This window comes from Microbaculum marinisediminis (genome assembly GCF_025397915.1).
Taxonomy (GTDB): Bacteria; Pseudomonadota; Alphaproteobacteria; order Rhizobiales; family Tepidamorphaceae; genus Microbaculum; species Microbaculum marinisediminis.
In genome coordinates, this window is sequence record NZ_JALIDZ010000009.1 from 175,288 (window position 1) to 190,298 (window position 15,011).

The following is a 15,011-nucleotide window of genomic DNA, read 5'->3' on the forward strand; positions in this document are numbered from 1 at the left end:
GACTTCTGGATTCGCGCGCCTGCCACATCACGCAGGCTCCAACCGGATCACGCATCAGCGGGCGCATCCAGAAGGACCGCCATCAGCAAGGCGGGTTCGGGGGACAGGTTCTCCCAGGCGTGGTTCGTCTGGCGCTGAATGACGACGTCGAACGGCTCGAGGATGGTCTCGTCTTCATCGAGCACGAGCTTCACCCGCCCCTTGAGGAGGATGATGTAATCGAGTGAATCCGTCTTGTGCATGCTGGGATGGCGTGCATTGGCGATCCGCGCCGATCCGGCCCCCATGGCCTCGAAGACGTCGTGCGCCGCGGCCTGGCCTTCCGCATCATTGTCGAGACTGCCGGCCGGCGGAAGCTGGAAGAACCGGAATATGTTTCCGCCGCCGGACGGCGCGAGTACGACAGGCTGGTCGGCGCCATCCTCCACGGAAAGATCGGGTGTCGGCGACGACGTGACCCACAGGTTCGACAGGCCCCTGTGGGGCGCGGTCTCGACGGCATGCGGGCTTGGGCCATCCGAGAGTATTCTCGACCGACCTTCAGCGGTTGTTTCCGTGATGATCCGCCGGACCGGAACTAGCATTTCGCGATTCTCCTCTCTGTTTCGTTCAACGCACGTAGTCACTCGAGCCTCCGCTGATTGCCGAGGTCGGATGCCCCGATCGCCGTTTCGATCCGGGCAGGCAAGGTATCAAGGATCGGAAGCTCAGCCAGTCTGGACACGATGTGGAACTGGGTCGGCATCTGTTCCCAGTTGGCCCTGACAAAAGCGAACGTCGCGGTCGCCGTCTGCGTGGCAACAACGCGCCGATGCGTCGCGACATTGGGCGAAAGGCAGGCATAGGCACAGTCTGCCTCGTCCAAGGCGCCTGTCCGAGGAATGTACTTGTAATGGAGCACCCCGTCGCTCGGCGGCGGCGCGGCCGGCGCTTGCGCGGCGTCCTCGATCCCCTCGAGGCTCATGCGGAAGAAGGGAAATCCCATCCAGGACGCAGTGACCTCGGCGGTCCGGCCGACGCGACGCGGTGCCGAGATCTCTGCGGGAAGCTTCGCATACCCGAGTTCCTCACGGCCGCTCAGAATCGGATCGGCGAGATTCTCCCACAGAACCGACAGGAACTGCCCACGCGCGGTGTCCCGCTGCCCCCTGTAACCCGCCTTCAGATAGACGCCGAGCAAACGATAGCCGCGTCCGGCAAGCCACGCGAGTTCGGTCAGTTCGGTATAGCGGACCTCGACCTCGGGATCGCCGTCCAGATAGAAGCCCGGCGGCAAAAGCGGCTCGAGCGCGTCTCGCGTCGACAGGAATCGGACGCTCGCGGTGTAGCTTCGCGGTCCCGTCGTCCAGTCATGCGGCTTCCCGTCGGGGCCCTGCCGCGGGCCGGGCATGGGCCCGAAGCCATACGGCATGCGAAAGATCGTGCCTTGGGTCATTCCGTCTGCCCGATCTATCAAAGGAGCGCCAGTGAAAGGATGGGGAACAGCGTCAGGATAATCAGCCGGACGATGTCGGAGGCGACGAAGACCGATACGCCCCTGAAGATCGTGCCAAGCGACAGGTTGTCCGCGACTCCCTTGATCACGAACACGTTCAGGCCGATCGGCGGCGTGATCATGCCCAGTTCGATGACCACGATGTTGACGATCGCCCACCAGATCGGGTCGTAGCCCAGCGCCGTGACAAGCGGCAGGACGAAAGGAAGGGTGATCAGCATCGCCGACACCGTCTCGAACACGGCGCCGAGCGCGAGATACATCAGCAGGAGCGCGAAAATGATCACCAGCGGCGGCACATCCAGCGCGCCGATCGCTGTCACGATCGCGGCCGGCGCACCGGTGATCGTGAAGAAGTAGGAGAAGATCGAGGCGCCGAAGATGATCAGATAGATCACGGCCGTGTTGGCTGCCGTCTCGCCGAGCGCGCCCAGAAAGGTGGTCCAGGTCAGACGCCGGCGGAACAAGGCGAGCAGGAACGCAAACATCGCGCCGACGGCGGCCGCTTCGTTGACGGTGAAGACGCCGCCGTAAATGCCGCCGATAACCGCCGATAGCAGAACGATGACCGCCCAGCTGTCGCGCAGCACGATCAGCCGCTCGCGCCAGCTCGTCCTCTCTCCGGCAGGCCCGGCATCCGGGTTGTAGCGGGTGTAGAGGGCAATCGTCAGCCCGTGGAGTACGACGGCGAGTATGGCCGGGATGACCGCGGCCATGAAGACGTCGAGGATCGGGACGCGCGCCAGGACCGCATAGATGATCATGATGATGGACGGCGGCACGAGCGCGCCGAGCGTTCCGCCCGCGGCGATGCATCCGGCGGCGAAGGACGGCGCGTAGCCGCGCTGGAGCATCTGCGGAAGGGCGACCCGCCCGAAGGTCGCGGCCGTTGCGGGTGACGATCCGCATACGGCGCCGAACAGGGCACACCCGCCCATCGTTGCCATGGCCAGGCCACCGCGCCGATGCCCGATGAATGCGTAGGCGAGCCGGTAGATCTCCGCCGACAGCCCACCCGCGGTGGCGAAACTGCCCATCAACAGGAACAGCGGAATTACGGCGAACTCGAAGTTCTGAATGATGCCGACAGGCTCGGAGACGAGGATGCTGAGCGCCGGCTTCACCCCGTCATAGAAGGCGTAACCGAGAAAGCCGGTCATCGCCATGGCGATCCCGATCGGGACCTTCGCCACGATCATCAGGAACATGCAGCCGATGCCGATCAGGGCGATGGTAATGGGATCCATCACGCCGCACCTTTCTTCACGGCCGGGCTGTGGCGGAACAGACGGGCGACATCGACGAAGACCACCAGGATCTGCACCGGGATGCAGAGGAAGAACAGCGCCGTGACGACGATCCACCAAGGCGCGATCGGCACTTCCAGAATGAACGAGGTCTCACCGCTCTCGAGCAGCTCACCGCAATAGACGGCGAGCTGCCAGGCGAGAAGCGCGAAGAAGGCGAGCGTGACAATGCCGGCAACGACGTCGAGAACCTGTTCGACCTTGGCTGGAAGAAGTTCGGCCAGGAACGTCACCTGGATATTCTGCCGGCTCGCCAGTGCCGCGGGGAAACAGGCAGCCATCGTCACCGAGATGAAGAGTGTCGAAAGATCGTAGACCCCTGCGATCGGTGCGTTGAGCAGCCACCGCGACAGCACGTCGACAAGCGTCGCGGTGGCAACGATCAGCAGTCCGATCAGACCGATGAGGGCGATGCCCCGGGTGAGGCGGACATTCGCGTCTTGTATGCGGTCGAGATTCATCCGCCTCGGTCTCGTAGGAGGAGCCGCCAGATTACTCGGCGCGGATGGCTTCGAGTTGCTCGATCAGCGCCTGATGGAGTTCTTCACCCTTGTCATGTTCGGCCGTCCACGCGTTGACGCAGGTCGACACGGCTTCCGCCCAGTCCTTCCTGTCCTGCTCGGACGGCTCGACAACGGTCTGGTCGGGATCGTCGATGGTCTGCTGGACCAGTTTGGCGTTTTCCGCATCCATCGCCGCGCCGAAGATGCGTGCGAGCGCCTCGCCGCCCTTCTCGCGCATCACCGCCTGGACATCTTCGGGCAGCGCATCGAACGTCTCGCGCGTCATGATGAAGCCGAAGGGAAGCGATCCGAGCACGTTGTGATAGTGGTGATCCGTGGCGCCGGCGACACCGAAGGCGTGCAGCGCCGCATAGTGCATCGGCGTTGCGTCGATGACGCCGCGGCTAAGGCTTTCCGGGATCTTCGAGATCGGCATGCCGACCGGCACCGCGCCAATGGCCTCGACGCACTGCTGCTCCAGCTTGCCGGCGATGCGGATCTTCTTGCCCTTCAAGTCCGCCATGGTCTCGATCGGGAACGTACCGTGGATCGAGTACGGCGCTGTCGTGAACATTCCCAGGACCTCGAAGTCCTCGTAACCGCGCAGATTCCCGCCCTCGAGCAGGCGCCAGAAGGCAACCGACCCTTCGGTCGCATTTGCCGAGGTGTCCGGCAGTTCGATCACGGCATTGTCGGGGAACAGGCCCGGGTTATAGGCGGGAATGATGAAGGCGATGTCGGCGACGCCGTCTTTCAGCATCTTGATCTGCTTGGAGCCGTCGCGGCCCAGAGTGCCGCCTGGAAACATCTGGATGTTCACCTTGCCGTCGGTGGCCTCCATGACCGCCTCGGCCCAGGGCTTCATGGCTTCCTGGTAGGTGATCTCCTGCTCCGGCGTGAAAACGGCGAATTTCAGATCGATTGTTTCCTGGGCGCCGACTGCGCTCGCCCAGAGCGCGGCCGCGGTTCCGATTGCAAATGCGGGTTTCAGCATGGCGTCTCTCCCTTGTCCCATCGTGCAATTTCCCAATCCGCTATACCGGCTGCCGGGGAATGTCAAATGGATGTTTCAAACAACTGCTTGACCCATCCGGTACGAGACCCTAGAAGGCTTCCCCGACGCCCTGGAAGGACCGATCGATTGGACAAACTTCTTATAAAGTCCGCCTACGTCGCGACGCCGGACGCGGCGCCGAACCTGCGGCCGACCACCAGCGATATCCTGATTGTCGGCGGTCGTATTGCGGCGATTGAACCGGAGATCGCCGTTGCAGGCGCGCGCGTCATCGACGGCAAGGGCGCCATCGCCACGGCCGGCATGATCGACACCCACCGCCATGTCTGGCAGACGGCCATTCGTGGCGTGGCGGCGGACTGGTCGCTCACCGACTATGTCAGGGAAATCAGGGTCGGCTACGCCACAGCCTATACGCCGGACCACGTGTATCTGGCCAATCTCGTCGGCGCTTTGGAGGCGCTCGACACCGGCGTCACGACGGTCTGCGACTACTCCCACATCATGAACAGCCCCGAGCATACGGAAGCCGCGATCCAGGGCCTGACCGATGCCGGGATACGCGGCGTGTTCTGTTACGGCTTCTACGATGTCCCGACGCGCGCGAGGGCTTTCACCGACCACGCGGGACGGCTGGCTCATGCCGAGGAAGTCGTCCGCCGTTTCGATGCCGTCGCTGGCCCCCGCCTGACATTCGGACTGGCCCTGACGGAATTCGGACTTGTCGAGCCGGATCAGACGGCCAGCGAGATCAAGGTCGCGCGGAAGCACGATGCCCTGATCACATTGCATGTGGGAACGTTCGGCTCCCCGCACGGCATCGCCGATCTCGACCGTCACGGCCTGCTCGGCCCCGATATGCTTCATGTGCACGCGAACATGTGCGACGAACGCGAGATCGCGCGAGTGGTGGAGAGCGGGGGCGGATTGTCGATCACGCCGGAAACGGAAATGCAGATGGGCATGGGATTTCCGGTGACCAACCGCCTGCTGAAGGCCGGCGGCGCGCCCAGTATCGGTGTCGATATCGTCTCGCAGAACAGCGGCGACATGCTGACCCAACTGCGCATCGCGCTGCAGACGGCCCGGGCCATCGACAACCAGGCAGTTCTCGATCGCGGGCGCGTCCCCGACGAGGTGAGCCTGAGCGTTCGCGACGCCTTGCGATTTGGAACGGAGTTCGGTGCGGACGCGCTGAAACTGGGCCGCGACGTGGGGCGCCTGAGCGTCGGTGCAATCGCCGATATCGCGCTGTTCGATACCCGCGGCACGAACATGACGCCGATGACCGATCCCGTCTCGATGCTTATGCTGCAATCGCGGCCTGGCGATGTGTCGACGGTTCTCGTCGAAGGCAAGATCGTGAAAGAGAACGGACGGCTCGTTCATGCCGATCTCGACGCCTTGAAAGAGCGCCTGAACGACAGCTTCGGGGAGATCGCGGCCGACGTGGAACAGGCGCGCGATGTGGCGGCGAAGACCGCGGCCGCATATGCGAACGTGGTCAGCAGTGCAGTGAAGCAGGCCGGGCAAAGAACATGATCGACAACACGCAGAGGTCGAACCGCACGGGCGCCGACAAGGGCGACGACGTTACCCGGGCCCGCGTGCTCGACTCGGCTGCCGCCCTGTTTGCCGAAAACGGGATAGACCGCGTAACGACCCGCGCAATCTCCGAAAGAGCCGGCGCGAACGTCGCGGCGGTGAACTACTACTTTGGCGGCAAGGACAATCTGTCCGTCGAGGTCTTTCGACACGTCGCCCGAGAGAGCGCGGAGCGGCGTTTCGCCGGTCTGGACCGCATTCTGGAAAACGCCCGCATCGCCGGAGGCCCGCCGCCGATCCGCGATATCATCGAGGTCTTCGTCGACGCCTATGTCAGCGCCGATGCGCCGCGCAACGGGACATTGCTGGCTCAGCTGGTGCTCAAGCACAGGCTGTCGCCGACACACTGGACCCAGGCCGTCGTGCAGGAGGAACTCGATCCGCTTGCCAAGCGGTTCATATCCGTCCTGTGCCTTGCCGCACCGTATCTCGAAGTTCGGGAGGTGCATTGGCGGTATCACATGATGGCCGGCGCAGTGATCCTCACGATGAGCGATCGGGGCGCCGGAGGTCGGATCGAACGGCTGTCCGAAGGACAGAGCTCGGTCGACGACACGGAGACCCTTCGCGCGGAGCTCGTCAACTTCGCCACCACGGCTTTCGGCCCAACTGCGGACTGACCCCTATGAAACTAGTGACCTTCCAGGCGGATGATACGATCCGCATCGGCGTTGTTCGGCACGAGGGCATCGTGGCGCTGGACGACAGCCGGCCCGCGTTTCGCTCGATGCGCGCCTTGCTCGAGGCGGGCCCTGAAGCGCTGGAGGCCGCACGTGCCGCCGGTGAGCGGGAGACGGATCATATAGCACTGTCCGACGTCCGGCTTCTGGCGCCGCTGCCGCGGCCGGCCCAGATGCGCGATGCGCTGGTGTTCGAGAGGCACCTCCGGCAGGCCCGTGCCAACCGCCATATCTTCGGCCTGGCCCCGGAATGGGTCTCGCCGGACGAGATCGCCGTGCCGGCCGTCTGGTACGAGCAGCCGATCTACTACAAGTGCAACCGCTTTGCCGTTTCGGGACCGGAGGACGAGATACGCTGGCCGAAGGGCGAAACGCGGCTGGACTACGAACTGGAGATCGCCGCCGTTATCGGTACCGGCGGGCGCGACATCTCTAGAGCCGACGCGAAGAAGCACATCGCCGGCTACATGATCTTCAACGATTTCTCGGCGCGCGACTTCCAGTTCTCCGAAATCCAGGCGGGCCTCGGCCCCGCCAAGGGCAAGGATTTCGACACGGCGAATGCGCTGGGCCCCTGGCTCGTCACGCCGGACGAAGTCGATCCGGCCGACGGACTGGAGATGACCGCGCGCGTCAACGGCGAGGTCTGGTCGCGTGGTCGCTCGGACGAGATGCATCACGACTTCGCGCGGATCGTCGAGCACGTGTCGAAGAACGAAACGCTTCACCCGGGCGAGGTGATCGGGTCGGGGACGGTTGGAAACGGATGCGGCCTGGAGCACGGACGATTTCTGTCGGCCGGCGACGTTGTCGAGCTCGAGATCGAAGGCCTCGGGCTCCTCCGGAACCGAATAGGGCACATGGCTTAGAACGATAGACAGCATCGACCTGACAGATCAGCCTTCGTGTTTCTGACCACCTGTCTCGGTCATTCCCTTCGCCATGGCTTCTGCATACTCGGGATCAACGCGTGCATCTATAAGAACCGGCAGTCCATTTCGAAACTTGAGAAGTGCCTCTTTTAGTGCGGCAGCAAGATCCAAGTCCGTTTCCACAGGTCCGATCGCTTCTAGGCCCTGCGCTCTCGCTATCGCGGCAAATTCGATGTCCGGGCCCGATATGGCTTGCCCTATCGTCTTGTTCTCCACAGGGCGAGACCGGGTAACGGCCACCCTCTCCTGATGGACCTCGTCATTGAAATATGAGCGGTTGTTGCAGACGATCGCGATGAGGGGAATCCTATAGCGCGCCGCAGTCCAGAAGGCGGACACGCCCATCATGACATCCCCGTCGCCGAGCACGGCTACGGGTATTCTATCTTTTTCTTCGAGCGCCAATGCGGCGCCTATGAGCATGCCCGGCCCCGATCCGATGCCAGCACCGCCATCGTACCCGAGGTAGTCGAGCGGATGCCGGAAATGCCAACTGCCGCCACCCCAGCCGAGCGGAAGGCGCACGAGGGTAACGGGCTCGCTGGCCAGGCTTTGGGCGAGAGTGGCGGCGAAATTATCCATCGAAAGACTACCGGTGCGCGGGGGCGGCGCATCCGCGTTTCGAGGCGCCGGCGGCGGCTGCCTGGAGCCGTCGAGTCCAAGGCGCATGACGAGATCGCCGATAACGGTGTCCGGCAGCGCCGCGATGTGAAGCCTCGCGGCCGGCTGGGCCATGTGATCAAGGCTCCAGCCATTGGCAAGCTGGTGATCGAGAGTAACGTTGACAAGCGTGCCCTCGGCGCCGGCTTGGCGCAAAGCGCCAGCCGGGTCGACCCAATCGAAGGCAATGATCAAGTCGGCCTCCGCGATTGCGCGCGCGGGCTTATCCGCAAGGAAGAAGGATTGCGGTCCGACGTGAAGCGGGTGGTCCGTGGGAAAGGCCGCGGCCGTCTTGATATCGGTCACCACCTTCGCGCCGAACCGTTCGGCCAACGCAACACGGGCGTCCCAGTCATCCTCTGAGCGGGAAACGCGCCCCATCATGAAAACAGGAGAAGTTGCCGCCTGGAGCAGTGCCTCGAGTTCGGTCAATTGGGCCTCTGTCGGGGCCGGCGCTTCGGGCGCACGGTACAATCCCGGATCGGGGTGTTGCTGGGGAACCGACAGTTTTTCTTCTTGAACGGATACGTCGAAACAGACGTAGGTTGGGGCCTGCGGCGCCGTTCGCGTGATCGCGTCAGCGCGCGCCATCGAGGCAAGGGACGCCTTGAGGCTGGCCGGCTGATCATCCCACTTTACATAAGGCCGCACCATGGCAGCCTGATCACGCGCGGTGTGGATCCAGTCGATCCAAGGACGACGCTTTTGCGCGTCTACCGGCCCGGTTGCGCCAAATACCACCATCGGAACGCGGTCACACCATGCGTTGTAGATCGCCATGGAGCCGTGCATCAGTCCGACATTTGCGTGGAGCACCACGGCCATCGGCTCTCCGGTCACCTTGGCCCAACCGTGTGCGATGGAAACCGCGTGCTCTTCATGCAGGCAGAGAAGTATCTTCGGGTTCGTATTGCCGAGGCGATTCACCAAGCTGTCGTGAAGCCCGCGGAAGCTGGAACCAGGGTTCAGCGCAATGTAGCGATAACCGAGTGCGCGAAGCATGTCAGCGAGAAGATCGCTTCCCCACAACTCCCCGTCGGCGTGAGGCACGGGCACTTCGATATCGTCGCGGTAAACGCTCATTATCCGACCTTATCGCAACACCCTGGATAAATTCGATATCTAAGTATCCGTCAAGCCTTTCTTTGTTCGTGCATGCACGCACGAATTCAAACCCAACAACAACTAATGCGTGTAGCAAATGGAATGGCGGCTAGTTATCTTAAGGCCCTGCGGACATGCGAATGGGGCGGTGGGAACGTATTGAATGACTCAGAAGAAAAGCAGCGCTAGCGCATCTCCGGACCGAAGAGCGGGCCGTCTACCGGCCTATAAGGACGAACGCATCGCACATCTCGTGCGGCTTTGTGCCAGGGGTTTTAGCCGCTCCCTCAGTCGTCGTCTTGCCGACCAAGGTGTTTCCTTCGGCCAGTGGGTTTTCCTGCGCATACTCTGGAAACAGGAAGGGCTAACTCAGCGCGAGCTCAGCGAACTCGCCAACCTCACCGAACCGACCGTCCACACCGCGCTATCCAAGCTCGAGAAGATGGACATCATAGTTCGCCGCACCCAGGGCGGTAACAAGCGAAAGTACCACGTATACCTTACCAAGAAGGGCCGCGACCTGCAGTCAACGCTGGAACCTCTGGCGGTCGAAGCGAATGATTCCGCGTTGCGTGGACTGTCCGCGAAGAAGCAGGATCAGCTCCGCGATATGCTGGTTCAGATCCTGAACAATCTGGCCGACGACGAGGCCGAGGCCGAGGCTCTTGGTCTGAAAGTTCCGCCGACACGCAACGCCGCGGTATAGTCCGGCATCTCAATCAGCCCAGTTCTGCAAGTCGCATGCGGAGAGCATCAATCGGCACGACCTCGCGGATCGGCAGCTCTTCATCGGCGGCATCCGGCAGGATGCGCAGCTCTTCTCCGTCCCAGGCCCACCAATAGACAACCTCTCCGTCCCTGTTTCGGATCGGGAGACGAAACGTCGGAAACTCTCGGCACTCCGACGGGACCGAGGCCCGCCCAATCAACTTGGTCCGAGCTGCTTTATCCTGCAATGCGCCCGACAGTTCGACCATCGCCGTAAATGCCGTCTTTCCCTTCGCGATATCTTCGGCGGCCCCAGACCTGAAAACCGGATGGACGGCCCGTACAATGTCCGGGTACGGCGAACAGTGGTGCGTCACCTGGACATGCCGCATGCCCTTTTCGGTCTCAATCGCAATGACGTCACCGGGCGAAGGCACTGCCGGCTTCAGGGTCTCGATCTCTTGATCAGCCATGGTGTCCCTTCACAACGAATAGGCCTCAAACGTAGAGGGATGGAACAGCTCCTCGACTGACAGCCGGCGTGGCGACAGGCCTTGGCGATGATGCAAATCGAGAAACGTCTCGAGCACGTGTCGGTTGCCCGGGACTCCGTAGGTCCAGATTTCGGAGCCGATGAGATTGCGCGCCATGGCCAGAACATCTTCGACAAAAGGCATCGTGACTTTCGTGGCCGACGTATCCGCGAGCGCTGCTTCGGCGACTGCCTTGGACTCTGAGAACGCCTTCAGGAGCGCGCCGGGCAACCAGGGATGAGCCTCGGCCAGTTCTTGCCGCAAACCGAGCACATGCATGATCGGAAATATCCCGGTGCGCTTATAATGCTCCGATGCCGCATTGATGCCGTCCGGGAAAAGCCGTCCGACGTTCGGGTAACCTTCGTCGAAACAAGCAAGCGAACGCGGTCCGATGAACCCATCGATTTCGCCAGCGCGCAACAACTCGTCAAGCGATGTGTTCTCGGGCGCAGGCGAAATGTCGATGCCCTTCGGCAGGTCGATCTTGATCTTTTCGGGACGACCCGGCGTGTGCATGCCGCCGCGCACCCATTTGATGTCGCGCGGCTTGACGCCGTAATCCTCCAGGATTCCGCGCGCCCAGACGTTGGCGGTCAGTTGCCACTCGGCAATCCCGATACGTCTGCCTTTCAGGTCGGCGGGGCGTTCGATCCCCTTGTCGGTCCGAATGTAGATGGAGGAGTGCCGAAAAGCCCGCGAGAGGAAGACCGGAACCGCAACATAGGGCGAGTCGTCCCGCGCGCGCTTGACGCAATAGGATGAAAAGGACAGTTCGGAGACATCGAAGGCTTGGTGGCGGAAGGCACGAAAAAACATCTCTTCGGGGGACAACAGCTGCGTCACTGCGGTAACGCCGTCGATCGTGACCCTGCCGTCGTGGATAGGACGTGTCCGGTCATAGTCGCCCATGGCGATTGAAAGGGTCAGCTTGGTCAACGGTCTCCTCCGATCAACGTCTATTACTGCTTTTTCAGGTCGACGAACCGGCCGGCGCGGGCGGCTTCAAGAATTGCGTGGCAGACCTCGAGACTTGCCCGTCCCCAGCCCGCGGATTGGGTGGGTGGTCGACCGTTCCGTACGGCTTCATAAAGAGCGCGTAAGACCGGCGAGCGGGGTGCAGGATCGGGTGGGGCCGCGACGAACTTTTTCTCGAAATCGCCCCATATCTCCACGCCCTTGGGAGTCAGGCGCAGATCCGCGCGGTCGCAACTGACAATCATCGGGCCGAAGTGCTCAGCATGCGGTGCGGGGGAAGGCGCGTCGGTCGCCCCATAGGTCCGCCCCGATTTCAGCTTCGGTTCATCGGCCGGCGACGTCAGGCGCGACAACGCTTTGCGGCTTCTCCCATAGGTAGCGGGAACCTTCTCAAGCCCGAGTTCGCTGATCCCATCCTGCAATACGTCGCTGTCATAATGGGCGTAGCCGGAGTAGGTCAGCGATGCGAAACGCCCGCCCTCGAACTCGATCACGGCGGAGTAAGCGCCCTCCGTCTGCCGGGCGGCATCCCAAGCTCCGGTCATGGCCACGACCCGTGTCGCGCGGACGCCCATCAGAAGACGGACGATGTCGATCTGGTGCACGGCCTGGCTGAAGACAACACCGCCTCCCTGCGCAGTGTCCAGTTCCTCGGGCCGCCTGGGGCGGTACAGGAAATCGGTGTAGTTGAACGCGTGGATCATGCGGACCGCCCCGAACTTTCCGGACGCGACCATTTCCCGGGCCAAGAGCACCGGCTGATCGAAACTGTGGCTTGGCCCCGTGATCAGATGCAATCCGGCCCGCGCTGCGCTTTCCACGATTGCATCCGCGTCGTCCATCGAGATCGCCAGGGGCTTCTCGACCAGAAGATGTTTGCCGCCAGACGCGACTGCGTCTGCGTGTTCGCGGTGCATCTGATGTGGCGTGGCGATGTAAACGGCCTCCACGTTGGGGTCTTGTGCCAGTTCGTTCACCGTCGCATACGCCTTGCCGCCGAACTCGGCCACAAACGCGGTTCGGCTTTCCTCACGCGGGGCGGCGCAGGCAACAAGTGCCGCATGGGGATCGGAACGCAGACTCGGAAGTGTCAGCATGAAGCCCCGGCCGAGCCCCGCGACGCCAAGCCGGACCGGGTCAGAGATCAATGACGAGCCCCCCCGACCTGGCACGCGACACACAGATCATGATGTGATCGCTCTTCTCTTCCTCCATCAGGACCAGGTCACGGTGGTCCACGTCCCCGTCCACAAGCTTGCATTTGCATGTCCCGCACGTCCCGCTCTCGCAGGAACTGACGGTTGCCTCGCCGGCATCGCGAAGCGCCTCCAGAATTGACCGATCGGCAGGGATTTCGATCGTCCGGCCTGTGCTCGCGACCGTCACTTTGAAGGGAACGTCGTTTTCCCGGACAACCTCGGCCGCTTTGAAGTCCTCAAAATGAATGCGCCCCTCCGGCCAGTGGCCGGAAACGGCCTTGATCTCCTCCATCAAAGGTGCGGGGCCGCAGCAGTAGACGTGTTCAGGTCCGGGCTCTTCGAAATGTTCCCAGAAGTCGTAGAAGTTGTCGGGCTCGCCTTTGTCATGGTGGACGATCGCGCCGGGAAAGCCTCTGCATTCATCGAGGTACGCGGTCTCATTGGCCGATCGCGTGCAGTAGATCATGCTGAAGGCCGTTCCTTCCTGAGAAAGCGCGCGGGCCATCGAAAGGATCGGGGTAACGCCGATTCCGCCTGCGATCAGGAGATACTTCGGCGCAGCCACCAGCGCGAACTCGTTCTTCGGAGGTTCGGCGTTCAACGCCGTGCCCACGTGCACGTCGTCGTGCATCGAGGCAGACCCTCCCCGGGAATTCGCCTCTCGCTTGACCGCTATCACATAGGTTTCCGGGGCCTCGCCTTCGTTGAGGAGAGAATAACGCCGCATCGCGCCGCTCGGGGTTTCGACGGTGATGTGCGCGCCCGGCGTGAAGGGCGGGAGCGCTGCCCCCCCCTCCCCCGCCAACGTGAACTCGCAGATGTCGGACGTCAGTTGGTTTCGCGAGATCACTTTCAACGCCATCCGATCTTCGGGACGTTCCATTTCCTGCCTCTTGTTGATCCCTGAACTGATTTGATATTAGATATCTAAGGTTTTCGTCAAGTTGCCTACCCGGAAGGGGAGGACGCCGGCATGTAGAACTGGAGGGTCGAAATGCTTACAGCCGAAGAGAACGATCTGCTTACATTGGTCGAGGCTGAAGCCCCGATGGGTGTTCTGATGCGGCAGCACTGGACGCCGGTATGCCTGATCGAAGAGGTGGCGGAACCGGACGGCGCGCCACTGCGGGTCGAGGCTATCGGCAGGAGCTACGTCTGCTTCCGCAACACCGAAGGGCGTGTCGGTCTTCTCGATGAACTGTGCCCACATCGGAAAGCGTCACTGGTCCTCGGGCGGAACGAAGACTGCGGACTACGCTGCCTCTATCACGGCTGGAAGTTCGACGTGGACGGGAACTGCGTCGCGATGTCCTCGGAGCCGGAGGAATCGCCATTGCATGGCAAGGTGAAGCATCGTGCCTACCCGGTTAAGGAATGGGGCGGCTTCGTCTGGGCCTGGCTAGACACGGAAAGGGAAGCACCCGAGTTCCAGCCTCCTGCGTTCGCGCCAACCGAGGGCACGCCCGTATCCATCCTGAAGATCCGCATTCCCGCCAACTGGGCACAGATAACAGAGGGCCAGATAGACAGTGCCCATTCGTCATCGCTGCATTCCTCCGACATGAAGCCGGCGCGAGTTGAGGGCGCCTCGGCCGACGAAAAGTCGTGGTACCGGCCTTCCACTGACAAGTCTCCCAGGATGCAGACGCAGACGACGTCCTACGGCTTCCACTACGCGGCCATTCGGAAACCGATCAAGAACGCCGGGACCCACAACTACCTGCGGATCACAGAATATATCGCGCCTTTCACATCCCTCATTCCGCCTAACAACAATTACAACGTCGCGACTGTGATCGTGCCCATCGACGACGAAACCTCGTTCTTCCACTTCATCGCGTGGGGCGGCAAAGCATGTCCGTCGACGGAGGAATGGCGGAAGTTCAACCATGCGCGCCCTGGCATTGATCTCGACGAGAGGTGGCGCCCGAGCCGGACCCTGGAGAACAATTTCCTCCAGGACCGCCAGATGATGAAGCTTGGAAATTTCACTGGCATCCGCGGCATCCCCAACCAGGACATCGCGATGTGGGTTTCCATGGGCGCCAGGGTGGACCGATCGTCGGACCTTCTCGGAGCATCCGACCTGGCGATCGTTGAATTTCGACGTCTTATGAGCGATGCCGCCAGGCGCGTCGCAGAGGGTGGGGCCGCGATCGGCACCGAAGAACCACGCGTGCCGCACACCTCCATTTCCTCAAAAGAAGGCGTCTTCTCCAAGGAGATCGATTGGCGGACGCTGGGAGAGGAAGTGCAGCGCGTCTCCGCAGCGGAGTGACGAGGCGCCGAACA

The 15,011-nt window shown here is 62.3% G+C and carries 15 protein-coding genes; 5 read left to right on the forward strand and 10 right to left on the reverse strand.

The genetic code is table 11. The annotated features are described in order from the left end of the window. Positions 1-47: 47 nt before the first annotated feature. Genes MUB46_RS19070 through MUB46_RS19090 form a run of 5 tightly spaced genes read right to left on the reverse strand, consistent with a single transcriptional unit; the run spans position 48 to position 4,299 of the window. On the reverse strand, positions 48-584 hold the full coding sequence (locus MUB46_RS19070) for a cupin domain-containing protein (protein ID WP_261617548.1): 537 nt from the start codon (positions 582-584) through the stop codon (positions 48-50). A 38-nt stretch (positions 585-622) separates the two neighbouring features. Further along, on the reverse strand, positions 623-1,435 hold the full coding sequence (locus tag MUB46_RS19075; RefSeq protein WP_261617549.1) for an acetoacetate decarboxylase family protein: 813 nt from the start codon (positions 1,433-1,435) through the stop codon (positions 623-625). A 17-nt stretch (positions 1,436-1,452) separates the two neighbouring features. Beyond that, positions 1,453-2,742 carry a TRAP transporter large permease gene (locus MUB46_RS19080; protein WP_261617550.1) on the reverse strand — a complete coding sequence of 430 codons (1,290 nt, stop codon included), beginning with the start codon at positions 2,740-2,742 and terminating at the stop codon, positions 1,453-1,455. Further along, positions 2,742-3,263, reverse strand: a complete 522-nt coding sequence (locus MUB46_RS19085) for a TRAP transporter small permease (RefSeq protein ID WP_261617551.1) — start codon at positions 3,261-3,263, stop codon at positions 2,742-2,744. Before MUB46_RS19085 ends, MUB46_RS19080 begins: the two co-directional genes overlap by 1 nt. A 31-nt stretch (positions 3,264-3,294) precedes the next feature. Next, on the reverse strand, positions 3,295-4,299 hold the full coding sequence (locus MUB46_RS19090) for a TRAP transporter substrate-binding protein (protein ID WP_261617552.1): 1,005 nt from the start codon (positions 4,297-4,299) through the stop codon (positions 3,295-3,297). Positions 4,300-4,365: 66 nt separating this feature from the next. On the opposite strand from MUB46_RS19090, the gene MUB46_RS19095 reads away from it, so the two are divergent. Genes MUB46_RS19095 through MUB46_RS19105 form a run of 3 tightly spaced genes read left to right on the forward strand, consistent with a single transcriptional unit; the run spans position 4,366 to position 7,474 of the window. Next, positions 4,366-5,862: an amidohydrolase family protein gene (locus MUB46_RS19095; protein ID WP_261617553.1), complete on the forward strand. Its 1,497-nt coding sequence runs from the start codon at positions 4,366-4,368 to the stop codon at positions 5,860-5,862. Next, positions 5,859-6,545, forward strand: coding sequence for a TetR family transcriptional regulator (locus MUB46_RS19100; protein ID WP_261617554.1), 687 nt, complete (start codon positions 5,859-5,861; stop codon positions 6,543-6,545). The genes MUB46_RS19095 and MUB46_RS19100 overlap by 4 nt, the downstream gene beginning before the upstream one ends. Positions 6,546-6,550: 5 nt before the next feature. After that, the gene (locus MUB46_RS19105) at positions 6,551-7,474 is read left to right on the forward strand and encodes a fumarylacetoacetate hydrolase family protein (protein WP_261617555.1); all 924 of its coding nucleotides are present in this window, start codon (positions 6,551-6,553) and stop codon (positions 7,472-7,474) included. 27 nt (positions 7,475-7,501) lie between these two features. Here the strand turns inward: MUB46_RS19105 and MUB46_RS19110 are convergent, their stop codons facing one another. Beyond that, the gene (locus MUB46_RS19110; RefSeq protein ID WP_261617556.1) at positions 7,502-9,280 is read right to left on the reverse strand and encodes a thiamine pyrophosphate-binding protein; all 1,779 of its coding nucleotides are present in this window, start codon (positions 9,278-9,280) and stop codon (positions 7,502-7,504) included. A gap of 184 nt (positions 9,281-9,464) precedes the next feature. On the opposite strand from MUB46_RS19110, the gene MUB46_RS19115 reads away from it, so the two are divergent. Further along, positions 9,465-10,007 carry a MarR family winged helix-turn-helix transcriptional regulator gene (locus MUB46_RS19115; RefSeq protein ID WP_261617557.1) on the forward strand — a complete coding sequence of 181 codons (543 nt, stop codon included), beginning with the start codon at positions 9,465-9,467 and terminating at the stop codon, positions 10,005-10,007. Between the two features lie 13 nt (positions 10,008-10,020). Here the strand turns inward: MUB46_RS19115 and MUB46_RS19120 are convergent, their stop codons facing one another. From MUB46_RS19120 to MUB46_RS19135, 4 genes are read right to left on the reverse strand one after another with little or no spacing between them, the layout of a single operon-like run. Then, positions 10,021-10,482 (reverse strand): hypothetical protein, encoded by a 462-nt coding sequence (locus MUB46_RS19120; protein ID WP_261617558.1) that lies wholly within the window; start codon positions 10,480-10,482, stop codon positions 10,021-10,023. Positions 10,483-10,491: 9 nt separating this feature from the next. Continuing rightward, positions 10,492-11,481 (reverse strand): ABC transporter substrate-binding protein, encoded by a 990-nt coding sequence (locus tag MUB46_RS19125; protein ID WP_261617559.1) that lies wholly within the window; start codon positions 11,479-11,481, stop codon positions 10,492-10,494. A gap of 23 nt (positions 11,482-11,504) precedes the next feature. Next, a complete protein-coding gene (locus tag MUB46_RS19130) occupies positions 11,505-12,668 on the reverse strand; it encodes a Gfo/Idh/MocA family protein (RefSeq protein ID WP_261617560.1) in 1,164 nt (387 codons plus the stop codon). Continuing rightward, entirely contained in the window at positions 12,658-13,602 is a 945-nt protein-coding gene (locus tag MUB46_RS19135; RefSeq protein WP_261617561.1) for a PDR/VanB family oxidoreductase, read from the reverse strand. The genes MUB46_RS19130 and MUB46_RS19135 overlap by 11 nt, the downstream gene beginning before the upstream one ends. A 111-nt stretch (positions 13,603-13,713) precedes the next feature. Here MUB46_RS19135 and MUB46_RS19140 point away from each other — a divergent pair, with 111 nt between their 5' ends. Then, a complete protein-coding gene (locus tag MUB46_RS19140) occupies positions 13,714-14,997 on the forward strand; it encodes a Rieske 2Fe-2S domain-containing protein (protein WP_261617562.1) in 1,284 nt (427 codons plus the stop codon). Positions 14,998-15,011 lie beyond the last annotated feature (14 nt).

Coding starts and splice junctions, on each gene's coding strand:
- MUB46_RS19120 (WP_261617558.1), bottom strand. CDS start 10,482: ATGGCTGATCAAGAGATCGAGACCCTGAAGCCGGCAGTGCCTTCGCCC.
- MUB46_RS19140 (WP_261617562.1), top strand. CDS start 13,714: ATGCTTACAGCCGAAGAGAACGATCTGCTTACATTGGTCGAGGCTGAA.
- MUB46_RS19100 (WP_261617554.1), top strand. CDS start 5,859: ATGATCGACAACACGCAGAGGTCGAACCGCACGGGCGCCGACAAGGGC.
- MUB46_RS19075 (WP_261617549.1), bottom strand. CDS start 1,435: ATGACCCAAGGCACGATCTTTCGCATGCCGTATGGCTTCGGGCCCATG.
- MUB46_RS19105 (WP_261617555.1), top strand. CDS start 6,551: ATGAAACTAGTGACCTTCCAGGCGGATGATACGATCCGCATCGGCGTT.
- MUB46_RS19080 (WP_261617550.1), bottom strand. CDS start 2,742: ATGGATCCCATTACCATCGCCCTGATCGGCATCGGCTGCATGTTCCTG.
- MUB46_RS19135 (WP_261617561.1), bottom strand. CDS start 13,602: ATGGAACGTCCCGAAGATCGGATGGCGTTGAAAGTGATCTCGCGAAAC.
- MUB46_RS19070 (WP_261617548.1), bottom strand. CDS start 584: ATGCTAGTTCCGGTCCGGCGGATCATCACGGAAACAACCGCTGAAGGT.
- MUB46_RS19090 (WP_261617552.1), bottom strand. CDS start 4,299: ATGCTGAAACCCGCATTTGCAATCGGAACCGCGGCCGCGCTCTGGGCG.
- MUB46_RS19085 (WP_261617551.1), bottom strand. CDS start 3,263: ATGAATCTCGACCGCATACAAGACGCGAATGTCCGCCTCACCCGGGGC.
- MUB46_RS19115 (WP_261617557.1), top strand. CDS start 9,465: ATGACTCAGAAGAAAAGCAGCGCTAGCGCATCTCCGGACCGAAGAGCG.
- MUB46_RS19110 (WP_261617556.1), bottom strand. CDS start 9,280: ATGAGCGTTTACCGCGACGATATCGAAGTGCCCGTGCCTCACGCCGAC.
- MUB46_RS19095 (WP_261617553.1), top strand. CDS start 4,366: ATGGATGTTTCAAACAACTGCTTGACCCATCCGGTACGAGACCCTAGA.